This window comes from Polaromonas sp. P3_C2 (genome assembly GCF_056402675.1).
The window spans coordinates 1-15,518 of the sequence record NZ_JBFUGX010000024.1; the positions used below are offsets into that span (position 1 = coordinate 1).

A 15,518-nucleotide genomic window follows, 5' to 3' on the forward strand; every position below is an offset into this window, starting at 1 on the left:
ATGATCGACTCCATGCCGTGGCATGCCAGGTCGTGGAGCGAGTTCGCGAGGCGGCACGGCGTCCAGATGGCGCTGGCTGACATCCTCAGGCGCACCACCGGGCGCACCGGCACCGAGTCCATGAACCAGTTATTCCAGCGTGACATTGAACTTTCAGAGGCGCGGCTGCTGGTTGCGGAAAAGGAAGCCATTTATCGAGAACTCTTCGCGCCGGTGTTTGCCGAGGTTGCGGGCTTCAAGGCCTTTGCCGGGCTGGCGATGGCGCGGGGGTTCAAAGTGGGTGTGGGAACTGCGGGTGACCAGCACAACATCGCGTTTGCGATGGCCGGGCTTGCCATGGTGTCCCCGCCTCATGCTGTTGTAGGTGGCGACGAAGGCCTGGCAGGGAAACCCGAGCCCGCCATATTTCTGGAGGCTGCACGACGCATGGAGGTTGCGGCCGCCGCCTGCGTCGTGTTTGAAGATGCGCCCTTTGGCATAGAAGCCGCGCGGCGGGCCGGCATGCGGGCTGTGGCGGTTTGCACCAGCCATAGCGCTGAAGAGCTCTCGGGGCCGCACGTGATTGCCAGCGTGCGCGACTACAACGAACTTATCGCGAGTGATTTTTTGGGAAAGCTCCATGCGGCGGTTGCGTGATGGGCAGAAGCCGTCAGCGGAACAGCTGTCCGCCGGCATCGCTTTCACCTTGCTATTTTTATCCTCTTTGTCTTCTTTTTCTTTCACATCAACAAAGAAAGTCTGCACATGAGCCAACTCGGCATTGAATTCAAGAACGTGCAAAAACGTTATGGGAGCGATCCATCGCCCTTGGTGGTCAAAGGAATCAGTTTTACCGTTCCCAAAGGCACGCTGACGACGATTCTGGGACCTTCGGGCTGCGGAAAAACCACGACCCTGCGCATGATTGCCGGGCTTGAGACGCCCAGTGTGGGCCAAATCCTGATCGACGGCCGTGACGTGACCCATCTCGGACCCGCCGAACGCAACGTCAGCATGGTGTTCCAGAGCTATGCCTTGTTCCCGCATATGAGCGTGCTGGAGAACGTGGGTTATGGCTTGAGCGTCAGTGGTGTCCATGCCAAAGAGCTGCTTGAGCGCGCGCAGGTCGCCATGTCGGCGGTCGGTTTGTCCGGCTATGACGATCGGCTGCCCAGTGAGCTGTCCGGCGGGCAGCAGCAGCGTGTAGCCGTCGCCCGTGCCTTGGTGCTGGAGCCGTCCGTACTGCTGTTTGACGAGCCGCTCTCGAATCTGGATGCACGGCTGAGGCGCTCCATGCGTGAAGAAATCCGCGGGTTGCAGCAGCGCCTCGGACTGACCGTTGCTTACGTCACCCACGACCAAAGTGAGGCCCTCGCTGTAAGCGACCAGATCATTGTCATGGACCAGGGGGTGATTGCCCAGGCAGGATCCCCGTCGGAGCTTTACGAGCGTCCCAACAGCGAATTTGTTGCTGGATTCATGGGTGAGGCCATGCTGTTTCCCGGCGAGGCATTTGCGGACGGCCGGATCCAGGTGGGAGCGCTGCGTGTGAAAGCCCTGCATCCCGTCGAGCCTGGTGCGGTGAAAGCGGCCATTCGTCCTGAAGCCTGGACGATTGCACCGCCCGGAGATGAAGGTTTGCCCGGTGTGGTTTCCAAGAAAGCCTATTTGGGTAGTGTCCGCGAGTTCACTGTCGACACCAGCTTGGGCCCCATCTTCGTCGTGTCCCCGGACGCGGCATCCGACTGGTTCCAGGGTGATGCCGTAACCCTTCACCTGCCCGAACGGGGTGTTTCTGTTGTTTCAGCCTGATGGAGAAAATGATATGAGCCTTCAACGTCGAATTGTCCTCCACGGCCTTGCCGGGCTGTGCGCCGGGCCACTGCTTGCTTCACCAGTGATGGCGCAGCCTGCTGCAGAGCCGATGCTGACATTTGGTTTGATCTCGCCCAGGGCGGCTGCGGAGACCCGCGCGAGCTGGGAGCCCTTCGTCAAACTCCTGGGCGCGGCCATCCGCCGTCCGATCGATCTGCGTGTCTATGAGTCGCAGGGCGCGCTGGTAACCGCCTTCATTGGTGGGGAAATAGATCTGGCCTGGATGGGCAATGTTCCTGCTCTGGATGTGGTGGCCTCCGGCGCGGGTGGTGTTTTTGCGCAGATGGTCACGGGGGACGGCAGCGTGGGCTACAAATCGATCCTGGTGACCCATCGCAGTTCGCAAATCGAGGCGCTCAAGCCGCTGATTGAAAATGCTTCCGGCCTGCGCTTTGGCGATGGCGATCCCAAGAGTACGTCCGGGCATCTGGTGCCGCTGTATTTTGCTTTCTCCAAGAATGGCGTGAGCAAGCCCGCGGAAATTTTCAAGTCAGTGGAGACTGGGAGCCACCAGCAAAACCTGCTGAAGGTATCGAAAAAGCAAATTGATGTGGCGACGGCCAACAATGAAGAGCTTGCATTCTTTCAGCGCGACTTTGCGGACCTTGCCAGGGAGGTAAAAGTCATCTGGGAATCACCCCTCATACCGCAATCCCCATTGCTCTGGAAGGCAACGCTGCCGGACCCGTTGAAGGCGTCCATCCGGAAGTTCGTCGTCGGGTTTGCAGAGAGCGATCCTGGCGAAAAGCGCATCCTCCTGGCTGTCAACGGCTTGTCCCGGTTCCGGTCTTCCAGTAACCGGCAACTGATCCCTATTGCCGACCTGGAAATGTTCAAGACCCGCCAGGCCATCAACGACGACAAGACACTTTCTGCAACTGAACGGCAGGCCCGGATTGCGCAGGCCATAGAGCGAGGTTCGCGTCTGGAGCTCCGCCTCAAGATGGTCGTTTAGCAGCCCGTCTGCCAGCAGAATGAAGAGGCCTGTTTACACTGCGCTGCGGTGCCGGGCAATGCAGGTGTCCAGCACCTCGCCGGTTTCGCGCTGCCACCAGTTGCTGGTGGAAAAGATCTCCACCTCGCTGTAACCCGCGAACCCTTGCGCTTCCATCCAGCCGCGGATTTTCGGGATGTCAATCACACCGTCTCCCATCATGCCGCGGTCGTTCAGCAAATCGGCCGTGGGCGTCAGCCAGTCACAGGTATGGAAGGCGAGCAGGCGCTCCTTGCCTGCCCGTTCGATTTGCGGCTGCAGTTTGGGGTCCCACCACACGTGGTACACGTCCACCGCCACACCGAGCGCGCCGCTCTTTGAGGGGTCGAGCGCGTCGCAGACGTCGAGTGCGTGCTCCATGGTGTTGATGCAGGCGCGGTCTGCCGCATACATGGGGTGCAGCGGTTCGATGGCCAGTGGCATATTGCAGCTTCTGGCGTATTCGAGCAATTGGGCAATGCCGTCGCTCACCTGGCTGCGCGACAGCGCCAGGTCCTTGTGTGCCGCCTTGCCGGCCAGCGCGCCGGGCAAACCGCCCACTACCAGCACCAGGCAAGCGGCCTTGAGCTCGCAGGCTTCATCGACGGCGCGGCGGTTGTCGTCGTGGGCAGCCTGCAGGCCGGCGGCGTCGGCTGCGGTGAACATGCCGCCGCGGCAGTAGCCGGAGAGTTCAAGCCCGTGGTTTTTGACGAGTTTCGAAACAGCGGGCAGGCCGGCGGCCGCGACCTGGTCGCGCCACGGCGAAATCGCCTTGATGCCGCGCTGCACGCAGGCTTCGATGATGGTGGTCAGCGGCTGCTCGACGCCGCGGCTTTTGCGCACGGTTGCGGTGTTGATGGAGAGCCAGCGGTGGTCCTGGGAAAAATTACGCATGCGGTAAAGGTAGGGGTGTAGTTTTAGTGAAGTCAGTTGGACGGTGGCGCGGTTTTCTGCCGGCGCAGTTCGCGGATGATGGCCGCGTTGTCGAGCTCGCCATCGCCGGCGGCAATCGCTGCGCGCATCAGCGCTGCATGGGCTTCGGACAAGGGCAGTTTCTGGCCTTGGGCCGCGGCACTGTCAATCATCAGCCTGACGTCCTTGAGATGCTGGTGGATGCGCGACTGCGGCGTAAAGTCCCCGTCCACCATCATCCGGCCCTTGGCCTCGGCCGCGCCTGACGTGGCTGGGCTGGCCAGCACCAGCGCCAGGAATTGCTCGGGGGGAATGCCCATGTTTTCGGCGAAGACCATGCCTTCGGCCAGTACTGCGCGGTTCAGGCCTAGCACCAGGTTGGTGGCCAGCTTGGCTTTGGCACCCATGCCGGCGCCACCGACGTGGATGCGTTGGTCTGAAATGGCGGCCAGAACGGATTCGCACGCCTGCAATGCCCCGGCCTCGCCACCCAGCAGCAGGGTGGCTTCACCGGCGGCGATCTGCTGGCTGGAGCCCGAGAGCGGCGCTTCGATGAAGTTGATGCCGCGTGCTGCGAGCCGCGCGGCCAGGGCTTCGAGTTCGTGAGGTGTGCCGGTGGAGCAGTCGATGATGCTGCGAACGCCGAAAACGGACAGCAGGCCACCCGGCCCTTCGACCACTTTGAGCACATCGTCGGTATTGAAGACGGCCAGAACCATGCAGGAAGCCGCATTGGCAACTTCGGCCAGGGTGCCGGCAGCGCGGCCGCCTTGGGCGGTGAGGGCCGCGCGGGCTTCTTCGCGCAGGTCGAAGCCGGTGACCTGGAAGCCGGCGGCCATCAGGCGCTGCGCCAGCGCGGTGCCGACGAGGCCCAGACCGACAATGCCGACAGCGTTTGCGGCCATGCCTTCACGCCGCAAGCGACGCGCCTCCGCAGATCTGGATCTCCTGGCCGGTGATGGCCGCGGCGTCGGGTGAGAGCAGGAAGGTGACCAGCGCGGCGATCTCCCGCGGCTGGATCAGCCGGCCCAGCGGCGGCAGCTTCGGCGGGACCGTCGTTCGAGCCGGGTCGGCAAGCATGGCTGTTTCGGTGGCGGCCGGGGACACCACATTGACGGTGACACCCGAAGCCACGGTTTCAGCAGCCCAGCTGCGCGCCAGCGCCACCAGCGCGGCCTTGGTGGCTGCGTACTGGCTGCGGCCTGCCATGCCGCGTGCCACGCGGCTTCCGATCAGCACCACGCGGCCTGCGCCGGCCTGTGCCATGGCGGGTACCACCAGGTTGGCGATGCGCATGACGGCATCCACATGGAGCTGCCACATCAGCGCCGAGTCTTCACCGGAAAGCGCGCCGAGCGGGCCCACGCGCAGCACGCCGGCGGCGTGGATGAGCGCTTGTACCCCGCCCGCTGAACGCACGGCACGTTCCGTCGCTTCGGTGTTGCACAGGTTGACTTCGGTGGAGGAAAACGCCGGATGCACGATGCGCGCAGGCGCCAGGTCCAGTCCGACGACGTCCCACCCCTGGTCAAGCAGTGCCTGCGCAATGGCCAGGCCAATGCCGGAGCTGCTGCCCGTGACCAAGGCGCGTTTCACATCTTCAGTGGCCATGGTCGTGCATGTTACTCAACACGGATATTCCCGTCCGTGATGATCTTCTGTGAGCGCGCCATGTCGCTGTTCTGGAATTTCGCGAAGTCCTCCGGTGTGCCGGGCGTCAGCACCAGGCCTTGCTGGAGGAGTTTCTCGCGCATGTCGCTGGCTAGCGCCTTGTTGGTTTCGGCGTTAAGTTTCTGCGTGATGTCTGCCGGCAATTTTGCCGGGCCCCAGAGGCCGTACCAGCTGTAAAACTCGTAGCCGGGAATCGTCTCGGCCACGGTTGGCACATCAGGCAGGTTGGGCACGCGCTTGTCGCCGGTGATGGCAACGACGCGCAACAGGCCGCTCTTGTGGTACTGCAGCGAGCCAAGGATGGGGTCGATGAAACCATCAATCTGGCCACCGATCAAATCCTGGAAAGCCGGCGCCGTGCCCTTGTAGGGCACCACGGTGTATTCGATGCCGCCGGCGCGCTTGAGGAGCTCGGTCGATAGGTGGCCGGCCGAGCCGATGGAGCCGACCGCAAACGTCATCTTGCCGGGGTTGGCCTTGGCGTGGGCAATCAGCGACTTCACATCAGTGATCGGCAGGTTCTTGTTGATGGCAATCGACAAGGGCGCCTTGGCGACGAGCGAGACGGGCGTGAAGTCTTTCACCACACCGTAGGGCACGGACTTCATGGTCATGGGTGCGGTGGTGAAAGTAGAGGCATTGAAGAGCAGCGTGTAGCCGTCCGCAGGCGCCTGCGCGACCACGTGCGCACCGATGGTGCCGTTGCCGCCCGCACGGTTTTCCACCACGAAGGGCTGGCCCATCTGCTCACCGAGTTTTTGCGCCAGCTGCCGGCCCACCGCATCCAGCGTGCCGCCGGGCGGGAAGGGAATGATGACCTTGACCGGGCGGCTGGGATAAGCCTGCGCTGCGGCGCCGAAGGCGACGGCTGCGAGGCCGGCGGCCAGGCTGGCCTTGAGGAAAGTGCGTGTCTTCATGTTGTCTCCTGTTAAATTTATTCAGCGATTTGAGTGGAAGCGCTCGGTAACATTTCAAGCGGGCGCCGCGGAACCGGCTTTGCCGGGCCGCCAGCGCCGCCCCCTTGAGGGGGGAGGCCGCTACACGCAGTGAGCCGGCAACGGGGGGAGCCATTACATGCCGTGTAGCGCCAGTAGCGTCTTCATGCGCTGGGTCGCCAAGTCCGGTTGTTCAAGCAGGTTGGCGGCATCGGCCAAGCGGAACAGTTCGGCGAAGTGCTGCAGCGAACGCGTGCTCTGTTGCCCGCCGACCATCGTGAAGTGCTTCTGGTGGCCGTTAAGCCAGGCCATGAAGACGACGCCAGTTTTGTAAAAACGCGTGGGCGCGGCAAAAATGTGTCGCGACAGCGGCACCGTGGGGCCGAGGATGGCGTGGAATTTCTCGACATTGCCTTGCGCGAGCTCGCCCAGCGCGGCGCTGGCGGCMGGTGCGATGGCGTCGAAGATGCCCAGCAGCGCATCACTCTGGCCGTGCATCGCTTCCTTCCCGAAACCGTCACCGGCAATCAGCTCGGCATAGTTGAAGTCGTCGCCTGTGTACATGCGAACGCCCGTGGGCAATCTGCGGCGCATCGCGATTTCCTTGTCCTTGTCGAGCAGCGAGATCTTGATGCCGTCGACCTTGTCGGGGTGGGCGTTGATGATGCCAAGGGCCGTGTCCATGGCTTTTTCGACATTGCCGCTGCCCCAGTAGCCAGCCAGTGCAGGGTCGAACATGTCTCCCAGCCAGTGCAGCACCACCGGTTGTTTTGCCTGCCTCAGGATGCGGTCGTAGACGCGCTCATAGTCGGCCGGCGATTTGGCGACGCGCGCTAGCGCGCGGCTGGCCATCACGATCAGCTTGCCGCCGAGCTTTTCAATCGCGGCCATCTGCTCTTCGTAGCCGGCGATGACTTCATCGACGCTCTTGACGTTTTCCAGCACCAGGTGGTCGGTGCCGCAGCCTGAAGCCACCAGTGCGCCCGGCACGTCTTTGGCGGCATCGAGCGAACGGCGGATCAGCTCCAGCGAGGTCGGCCAGTCCAGGCCCATGCCGCGCTGCGCCGTGTCCATCGCTTCGGCCACACCCAGGCCCAGCGACCACAGGTGACGGCGGTAGGCGATGGTCGTGTCCCAGTCGATCGCGCAGTTGACCCAGGGATCCACTGCGGCCAATGGGTCGGCCACCACGTGAGCTGCCGAATAGGCGATGCGGTTGAATTTGACGCCCGGTGCGGGCTTCACCGGTGTGCGGCCTTGCAGCGTGTAAGGCCGCAGGCCGCCCGCGGCGACAGGCAGGGAAAGGGTTAAAGCCATGAATCTACCTTTTCTGTATGAAAAATGTGCCTGTAGCCCTTATCTGATGGGCGCGAGCAGCTATCAAACTTGTAGCGCTGGAACGTCCACCCAGCGGCGTTCTTTCCAGCTTTCGAGCGCGGCTTCGACCAGCTGCACGCCTTTGGCGCCTTCGGGCAGCGTCCATTTGTAGGGCTCGTTTTCCACCACATGGCGGATGAAGTGCTCCCACTGGATCTTGAAGCCGTTGTCGTAGGTCTGGGTGTCCGGCACTTCCTGCCACTGGTCAGAGAAATTCATCGTCTGCTTCTCGTCCGGGTTCCAGACCGGGCGCGGCGTGTTGACGCGCGACTGGGCCTTGCAGGAGGAGAGGCCCGCAACGGCCGAGCCATGCGTGCCGTCGACGTGGAAGGTGACCAGGTCTTCGCGGTTCACGCGGGTGGCCCAGGACATGTTCATCTGGGCAATCACCGGCTCGCCGCTGTGGCCGATGAGTTCGGCGGTGGCGTAAGCCGCGTCGTCGGCGGTCGCCTTGTAGGGCTTGCCAGCCTCGTCCCAGCGCTCGGGAATGTGGGTGGCACCAATACAGGAGATCGACTTGACCTCGCCGAACAGGTTGTCCAGCACGTAGCGCCAGTGGCACATCATGTCCAGGATCATGCCGCCGCCGTCCTCGGTGCGGTAGTTCCAGCTGGGGCGCTGGATAGGCTGCAGGTCGCCTTCGAAGACCCAGTAGCCGAACTCAAGCCGCACCGACAGCATCTTGCCGAAGAAACCGGCGCGGCGCAGCATGTCGAGCTTGCGCAGGCCGGGCAGGAAGAGTTTGTCTTGTACGGCGCCGTGTTTCAGGCCGGACTTTTCGGCCAGGCGGGCGATCTCGACAGCTTCGTTGAGGTTGGTGGCAATCGGCTTTTCGCAGTAGACGTGCTTGCCGGCGCGAATGGCCTTGGCCAGCAGGGTCGGGCGCATCTGTGTGGTGCCGGCGTCGAAGAAGATGGTGTCGTCCTTGTTCTTCAGCGCCTCGTCGAGGTCGGTGCCCCAACGCGCGAGGCCATGGGCTTTGGCCAGGGCTTCGATTTTTTCGGCGTTGCGGCCGATCAGGATCGGGTCGGGCATCACCTTGTCGCCGTTGGAGAGCGTGACGCCGCCCTGTTTGCGGATCGCGACGATGGAGCGGATCAGATGCTGGTTCATGCCCATGCGTCCGGTGACGCCGTGCATGATGATTCCTAGTCGTTGAGTAGCCATGGGATCCTTTGAGGAGGTGAAAAATGCGGCGGCCTCACCTTGGCCCGGCCACGGGTATTGGAAGGAGGGACGCTGCGGGGAACTGGGCGGAAGTTACTGGGTGGGCTGAAGGCCGGCAGCTTTGACCAGTACGGCATTGCTCTTGATCTCGTCCTTGATGTAGGCGTCGAACTGCTCGGGCGAGAGTGTCCAGGCGTCGGCGCCCAGGGCGGCGAAGCGTTCCTTGACTTCGGGCGTGTTCAGGGCTTTGATCACTTCGTCGTGCAGGCGGTTGACGATGTCGCGCGGTGTTTTCGCGGGGGCCATCATGCCGATCCAGAAGTTGAACTCTGAACCCGGAACGCCGGCTTCCGCCGTGGTGGGAACCTGGGGCAGGGCGCTGGCGCGTTTGGGTGAACCGACCGCGAGAGCCACGAGCTGGCCGTTCTTGATCTGGCCGATGACAGGTGCGATCGGCGAGAAGTAGTAGTCGACGCGGCCGGACATGACTTCGGTCACCGCTTCGCCGGATCCCTTGAAGGGAATGTTGGTGGCTTCGATTTTGGCGGCGAGCTTGAATTTTTCGGCATTCAAGTGGGTGGCGCTGCCCTGGCCGGCCGAGGCGAAGTTCATGCTGCCGGGTTTGGCGCGCGCCGCGGCCAGCAGTTCCTGCAGCGTCTTGATGTTTTTCGACGGCGACATGACCAGCACATTGGGCGTGCTCGAGATCGGCGTCACACCCGTGAAGTCACCCATGGTGTCGAAAGGCAGCTTGGCGAAGGTCGAGGGGCTGACCGTGTGCGAGGACGAGTGGATCATGATGGTGTAGCCGTCCGGCGCGGCCGTGGCCACGGCCTGCTGGCCGATGGTGCCGCTGGCGCCGCCGCGGTTGTCGATCACGAGCGTCTGGCCCATGCTCTGGCTCATCTTGTCGGTGATGGCGCGGGCAATGATGTCGGTGGTGCTGCCTGCGGCAAAAGGCACGATGACACGAATGGGCTTGTTGGGGTAGGCGCCCTGGGCGCTGGCCACCAGGGGTGACAGCGCCGCCATGCAGGTGAGGCTGGCCAGTGCTGCGCGACGTGTGAATTTCATGTGCTTTGTCTCCTGAAAGGGGTCATTGAAGGACTGCGAAAGACCTGTGCATGCCGCCGGTGTTATTGGGGTACCGGAATGCAGTTTACTCGTAATTCACCATTAAGTGAATTACGAATTGTAAAAATGGCCTCGTCGCTGCGTCAATGACCGCTCAGGATCAGTTTCTAAGGACATACCCTAGGATGACTTCGCACATGTGCGAGAGCCGCTCATGGCGGGCTTTGGGCGTCATGAGATCGCGCCCGAAGATGGCCGACAACGTGTGGTTGTTCGACAGGTAGAAATACGACATTCCGGCGATGGATACGTAAAGCTGTACCGGGTCGATGCCGCCGCGAAACAGCCCGTCTGCGCGCCCGCGCTCCAGGATTTCCGCCAGCGTCTGGACCAGCGGCGAGTTCATTTCCTGCACGCGGCTGGACATGGCCAGATGCCGCCCCTGATGCAGGTTTTCACTGTTAAGAAGCGTCAAAAACTCCGGATGGGCAATGTAGTATTCCCAGGTGAATTCCGTGAGCCGGCGGATGGCTTGCGCCGGATCCATGTCGCGCAGATGCAGTTCTGTTTCCGCGGCGCGGATGTCGGCATAGGCGTTTTCCAGCACCGCCAGGAAGAGTTCGTCCTTGCTCTTGAAGTAGTAGTAAATCAGGCGTTTGTTGACGTCGGCGCGCTCGGCTATCCTGTCTACCCGCGCACCGCCCAGGCCGTGTTGCGCGAACTCGTCGCGGGCCGCCAGCAGGATGGCCAGTTGGGAGCGGTCGGCATCGCGTGAACGGGGTTCGGCGGGCTTTGTTTTAGGGGTCGGCATGGCGAGAATTTAACTATTTGGTGAATTAAAGCAAGAATACCCGGACGGCATCGTTATTGGATGACAGACAGCGGCCAAGGGTACCTCCATAATGAAGCAGGTACCGGCCGCCCGCGCCGGTGCCCTTGAGGCAAAGGAGATGGCCATGAACAATTCAGACACGCCGAAAGATGGCGACTTCGCAAACTGGGTAGACCAGAAGGCCGAGGCGCTCAAATTTGAACTGGGCGAAAAATTTCCGGTACCGCCATCCGAACTGCATTCTCCCTCGGTGCATATAGAGACCGGCCGGCAGAAGCTCGAAGAGGTGCTGCTCGAACACGAGCAGCCCACGGAAGAGTTTCTCGAAGAACTCAGGGCCCTTGAAGGAGCGCCACCGCTGAGTGACGAAGAGCTGGCGCGACAAGCCCTCGAGGCTGGCGGCGGCGATGGCGACGCGGCTACGCCTGAATAATTGTTCCACCCCCGTCCAGGCTCACTGCGTGTAGCCTGTTCCCCCCTCAAGGGGGCGGCGCCTGCGGCCCGGCAAAAGCCGGTTCCGCGGCCCCTGCTTGATTGAAGAGCCCCATATTCAGTCGCTGCGCCAGTGTCTGTTCCAGCGGCACAATAGGCTTCATGAATTCCCAACTCGCTGGCCACCTTCTCGTCGATTGCCTTCTGGCCCAAGGCGTTACCCATGCGTTTGGCGTTCCCGGTGAAAGCTACCTGGCGGTGCTTGACGGCCTGCATGCGCGTCAGGACAAGATTCAGTTCGTCACTTGCCGGCAAGAGGGCGGCGCGGCCTTCATGGCCGAGGCGCACGGCAAGCTGACAGGGCGGCCGGGCGTGTGCATGGTCACGCGCGGGCCGGGCGCCACCAATGCGTCCATCGGCGTGCACACGGCCTTCCAGGATTCAACCCCCATGGTGCTGCTGGTGGGGGACGTGGCCAGCGACTGCCGCGACCGTGAAGCCTTCCAGGAGGTCGACTACGCCAGTTTCTTCGGGCCCAGCACCAAGGGCTTTGCCAAGAGGGTGGAGCGCATCGATGAGGCCGACCGCATCCCCGAATATGTGGCGCGTGCCTTCGCTACCGCCATGAACGGCCGGCCTGGCCCCGTGGTGCTGGTCTTGCCTGAAGACATGCTGACGCGCATGACGGCCGCGCAGCCGCTGCCGCGTGTGGAGGCCGTGCAGGCCTGGAGCGACCCGGGCTCGCTGCGTACGCTGCGCGAGATGCTGCTCAAGTCCGAGCGCCCGCTCGTTATCGCCGGTGGCGGCGGCTGGACGCCGCAGTCGGCGCAGGCGCTGCAACGCTTTGCCGAAAACTGGAAGTTGCCGGTGGGCAATGCCTTTCGCTTCCAGGACACCTTTGACAACCACCATCCGCTCTACGCGGGCGACGTGGGTATCGGCCTGAACCCGAAGCTGGCCGCACGCGTGAAGGCCAGCGACCTGATCATCGCCATCGGCCCGCGCCTGGGTGAGATGACGACCGGTACTTACACGTTGCTGGAGGCGCCCCGGCCCAAGCAAAAGCTGGTGCATATCCATTCGAGCGCCGAGGAGCTCAACCGCGTCTACCAGGCCGATCTGGCCATCAATGCCACCATGAACGCGGCTGCGCGATCGCTGGAGGTCCTCACGGCGCCGGTGTCTGTGGCCTGGGAAGCCTGGACCACATCCGCGAACGAGGACTACCTGGAAAACCTCAAGCCGACACCTTCCGCGAACCTGCCGGGTGATATCGACATGCCCGCCATCGTCGGCATGCTGCAAAAGCACCTGCCGGCGGATGCAGTGCTGACCAACGGCGCCGGCAACTTTGCCAGCTGGGTGCATCGTTTCTTTCGGCATCACGGTCTCGTCAAAGGCCACAAGACGCAGCTGGCGCCCACCGTGGGCGCGATGGGTTATGGCGTGCCGGCCGGTATTGCTGCGGCCATCACGACAGGACGGATGGCTTTCACCATCGCGGGTGACGGCGACTTTTTGATGAACGGCCAGGAGCTGGCCACTGCCGTGCAGCACGGCGCCAAAAGCATCATCGTGCTGCTCAACAACGGCATGTACGGCACGATCCGCATGCACCAGGAGCGGGAGTATCCAACACACCAAAGTGGTTCAAGCCTGAACAATCCGGATTTTGCGGCGCTGGCGCGAGCCTACGGTTACGCCGGCGTGCGCATCACGCGCACCGCGGAGTTTGAGGCGGAATTGCTTGCGGCGCTGGCTCGCAAGGAGGGCACGGTGATTGAGGTCACGCTGGATCCGGAAGTCATCACCACGCGTGGCACCTTGTCGGCGATTACGCAAAACGCTCTGGCCAAGGCGCCGTAACCATTGCAGCAATGCGGGCCGCTGCCGGATAGCTACTGGCCTGCGTACTGATCCGCGGCGACGATTTTGGGGTCGAACTTCAAGCCGGCCAGTTCCTCGATATCCGCGATGGCGACCTGGTTGCGTTCGAAGGCCGGCATGTCTATCGACTCATAGGTGTCGCCGAACTGCCTGATCGGTTTTTCCTGACTGAAGACGAAACCATAGGCCAGCAGCTTCGCGCCGCGTTTTTGCGATTCGGGCACGACCACGACCTTCCAGAATTTTTTGGGGATTTTGACCTTGCCGGTTCCCCAGTTTTTGGACTCGAAAAATTCGGTGAGCACCGGCCCCGCGAACAGCACGGCGCGCCCGCCCGACTCCTGAACCTGGTCGGTGAGCAGGCGCTCAAACTGGCCCCAGATACCGACCACCCCGCCTTCATAGACGCGCTGGCCGCTGCGGTCATTGGGGTTCTCCTGGTTGAAGGCCTCATGCTGCGGCGTGCAGTTGGGCCAGTGGTAGCTGTCGGCGTTCGCGAATTCGGTTTCGTCCGCGTCGGCGCCCCAGCAGTTGTCTTCGCGGCGGACAATGTGCCCGCGGTCAATCCGTTTGGCCGGGCCGTAGACGTCCTTGTTGAGCAGCTGGTATTCCAGCGGTAGCCGCGGGTCTTCTCGCCAGTTTTCCCCTCCGAAATCCGCCCGCTTCCGCGGGTCGGTGCGCGATTTGGGGCGGTAGTCGTAGTTCGAGGCGGTCCACAGGCACATGCGTGTCGGCTTGTGCATTACGAGGGAAAAGTGGTGGTAGTCAAGCGGTAGCGGATCGGCCGGCGCCAGGTGGCCTGTCTTCACTGCGGGCACGTCGTCCACACCGGCATTGAATTCCTCATAATCGGCAACCGAATAGAGGGCACCATCCCATCGCGACTGGGCCACAGGGGCAGGAACCTCCTGGCCGAGGAATTTCGGGTTGTATCCCTTGCGGCCCGCGTAGTTCTCGTCGAAAACCAGGGATTTTTCCTGAAAGGCGGTGAAGAGGCCATCCGCCGAAGGCGCACCGGAACCATCAGGCAAACGAACTTGCGCGGGCGCCGCGGGTGCAGGCACCGACACGGGTGCAGCGGCGGCAGGCACGCCGGGCTGAAGCGCCTGCCCGCCATAGACGTGCAGGGTTACTGGCCCCGAGAAATTGAAGGTGTTGCCGCCTCCGGGCCGTGAGGCGAGAGGTAAGAGGGATGACGAGGCGGTGCCGGCCGGCACGCTCTCTGTGCCGGTGAGCGGGTCTGCCGTGGTCGCCAGCAATTGCCGGGCGATCATGCGCATGGATTCTGGAATCGACATGGATTTAAGCCTTTCAACGATGAAACTGACGCGCGCGCCCTCATTGGCGATCCACTGGATGTCGTCGTCGCTTTGCGACTCCGGGTCCCAGGGGGCGCCCCGTTTGTCCAGGATCCGGCCGTCCCGCATCGCCGGCACGCCGCAGTGGTGCAGCGCCACCAGTTCCCAGTCTGTGTTGTAGACCGGGGAGCCGGAGGAGCCCGGCCGCGTGTCCGTCTCATAGTGAAGAAAGCCGGTGGGCAGGATGTCCATCAACTTGTTGTCGCTGATGGCGAAGGCCCGCGGCCCGCCGGCGGGGTGCTGGATGATATTGACCGGAGCGCCCGTCAACACCTTGCCCGTTGCCTCGATCAGCCGCGTCCAGCCGCATGAGGCAATCTGGTCGCTCTCGCGGCTGCGGGGCTGCACCGCCACGATGGTGAAGTCGAGGGCCGGGTCGGTAACAAAGAAACGGTCTGGATCGAAGTCGTAGTACTTGCCGTTGTTGATGCCGTACTCATCGCGCACGTAGAAAAAATTCGCCGCGTGGCCGTCGACGTCAATCTTTGAAGGAAACACGTGATGATTCGTCAGTAGCAGGTCGAACCCGATCAACAGGCCCGTGGCCACGCCGATGGGCGTATGGCTGGCGCTGCGCTGCTGGACGATGCGGGCCACGGGTTTCGCGGCGTCCGAGGCCTGGACGCTGGGCGCGTATTCCACGGGATTCCACGCACCAATGACACGCTCGGGGAAAAGGGGAAAGCCGCCCGCGGCCCTGGTCAATTGGCGGGCTGTCCATTCCGCTTGGCGCTTGGGTGTGTCGGCGGCGCCTGGGCCTTGGTTCCGGATTTTTTCAAGGCCGGTTTCGCGCTGCTTCATGCGCTCTTCCCAACGCCGGGCCGCATCCGTCAGGATGCCCTGTTGCCTCGTCTTGACCGCTCCGAGTGTCTGTCCCATTTCTTGTTCCTTCGCCGGCCTTCGGCCTGCAGAATTCGGGGAAATGGATATTCCTCCATTCCACGGGAAAATGCACCCTCCAGTCGGAGGAGACTTCACAAGCCGGGTTAGTGCAGACCTGTAAAGACGTACAGCGGCTCGCGAAAAACAAGGCGCCACAATGAAAA

General features: G+C 62.7%; 14 protein-coding genes. 5 read left to right on the top strand and 9 right to left on the bottom strand.

The features are described from left to right. The 3 genes from AC1DWI_RS02320 to phnD all read left to right on the top strand — a co-directional run. A partial coding sequence (locus AC1DWI_RS02320) for an HAD family hydrolase (protein ID WP_477724319.1) occupies nucleotides 1-636 on the top strand: 636 nt, incomplete at its 5' end. Between the two features lie 108 nt (nucleotides 637-744). Continuing rightward, nucleotides 745-1,791, top strand: a complete 1,047-nt coding sequence (locus AC1DWI_RS02325) for an ABC transporter ATP-binding protein (RefSeq protein WP_477669166.1) — start codon at nucleotides 745-747, stop codon at nucleotides 1,789-1,791. Nucleotides 1,792-1,804: 13 nt separating this feature from the next. Beyond that, nucleotides 1,805-2,809 carry a phosphate/phosphite/phosphonate ABC transporter substrate-binding protein gene (gene phnD, locus AC1DWI_RS02330; RefSeq protein ID WP_477669167.1) on the top strand — a complete coding sequence of 335 codons (1,005 nt, stop codon included), beginning with the start codon at nucleotides 1,805-1,807 and terminating at the stop codon, nucleotides 2,807-2,809. Between the two features lie 33 nt (nucleotides 2,810-2,842). Here the strand turns inward: phnD and AC1DWI_RS02335 are convergent, their stop codons facing one another. The 8 genes from AC1DWI_RS02335 to AC1DWI_RS02370 all read right to left on the bottom strand — a co-directional run bounded on the left by AC1DWI_RS02335 (nucleotide 2,843) and on the right by AC1DWI_RS02370 (nucleotide 10,774). Then, on the bottom strand, nucleotides 2,843-3,721 hold the full coding sequence (locus AC1DWI_RS02335; RefSeq protein WP_477669168.1) for a sugar phosphate isomerase/epimerase family protein: 879 nt from the start codon (nucleotides 3,719-3,721) through the stop codon (nucleotides 2,843-2,845). A gap of 32 nt (nucleotides 3,722-3,753) precedes the next feature. Further along, nucleotides 3,754-4,644: an NAD(P)-dependent oxidoreductase gene (locus AC1DWI_RS02340; RefSeq protein WP_477669169.1), complete on the bottom strand. Its 891-nt coding sequence runs from the start codon at nucleotides 4,642-4,644 to the stop codon at nucleotides 3,754-3,756. Nucleotides 4,645-4,648: 4 nt separating this feature from the next. Continuing rightward, nucleotides 4,649-5,350 carry an SDR family NAD(P)-dependent oxidoreductase gene (locus AC1DWI_RS02345; RefSeq protein ID WP_477669170.1) on the bottom strand — a complete coding sequence of 234 codons (702 nt, stop codon included), beginning with the start codon at nucleotides 5,348-5,350 and terminating at the stop codon, nucleotides 4,649-4,651. Between the two features lie 11 nt (nucleotides 5,351-5,361). Further along, nucleotides 5,362-6,327 carry a Bug family tripartite tricarboxylate transporter substrate binding protein gene (locus AC1DWI_RS02350; RefSeq protein WP_477669171.1) on the bottom strand — a complete coding sequence of 322 codons (966 nt, stop codon included), beginning with the start codon at nucleotides 6,325-6,327 and terminating at the stop codon, nucleotides 5,362-5,364. A 153-nt stretch (nucleotides 6,328-6,480) separates the two neighbouring features. After that, on the bottom strand, nucleotides 6,481-7,662 hold the full coding sequence (locus AC1DWI_RS02355) for a dihydrodipicolinate synthase family protein (protein ID WP_477669172.1): 1,182 nt from the start codon (nucleotides 7,660-7,662) through the stop codon (nucleotides 6,481-6,483). 63 nt (nucleotides 7,663-7,725) lie between these two features. Next, nucleotides 7,726-8,889 carry a Gfo/Idh/MocA family protein gene (locus tag AC1DWI_RS02360; RefSeq protein WP_477669173.1) on the bottom strand — a complete coding sequence of 388 codons (1,164 nt, stop codon included), beginning with the start codon at nucleotides 8,887-8,889 and terminating at the stop codon, nucleotides 7,726-7,728. Between the two features lie 93 nt (nucleotides 8,890-8,982). Beyond that, entirely contained in the window at nucleotides 8,983-9,963 is a 981-nt protein-coding gene (locus AC1DWI_RS02365) for a Bug family tripartite tricarboxylate transporter substrate binding protein (RefSeq protein WP_477669174.1), read from the bottom strand. Nucleotides 9,964-10,123: 160 nt separating this feature from the next. After that, nucleotides 10,124-10,774 (bottom strand): TetR/AcrR family transcriptional regulator, encoded by a 651-nt coding sequence (locus AC1DWI_RS02370; protein WP_477669175.1) that lies wholly within the window; start codon nucleotides 10,772-10,774, stop codon nucleotides 10,124-10,126. A 145-nt stretch (nucleotides 10,775-10,919) separates the two neighbouring features. Between AC1DWI_RS02370 and AC1DWI_RS02375 the strand changes: the two genes are divergently transcribed. Next, the gene (locus AC1DWI_RS02375) at nucleotides 10,920-11,228 is read left to right on the top strand and encodes a hypothetical protein (RefSeq protein WP_477669176.1); all 309 of its coding nucleotides are present in this window, start codon (nucleotides 10,920-10,922) and stop codon (nucleotides 11,226-11,228) included. 161 nt (nucleotides 11,229-11,389) lie between these two features. Next, nucleotides 11,390-13,093: a thiamine pyrophosphate-binding protein gene (locus tag AC1DWI_RS02380; protein ID WP_477669177.1), complete on the top strand. Its 1,704-nt coding sequence runs from the start codon at nucleotides 11,390-11,392 to the stop codon at nucleotides 13,091-13,093. A gap of 32 nt (nucleotides 13,094-13,125) precedes the next feature. Here AC1DWI_RS02380 and AC1DWI_RS02385 read toward each other — a convergent pair whose 3' ends face one another. Beyond that, the gene (locus tag AC1DWI_RS02385; RefSeq protein ID WP_477669178.1) at nucleotides 13,126-15,351 is read right to left on the bottom strand and encodes a DNA/RNA non-specific endonuclease; all 2,226 of its coding nucleotides are present in this window, start codon (nucleotides 15,349-15,351) and stop codon (nucleotides 13,126-13,128) included. Nucleotides 15,352-15,518 lie beyond the last annotated feature (167 nt).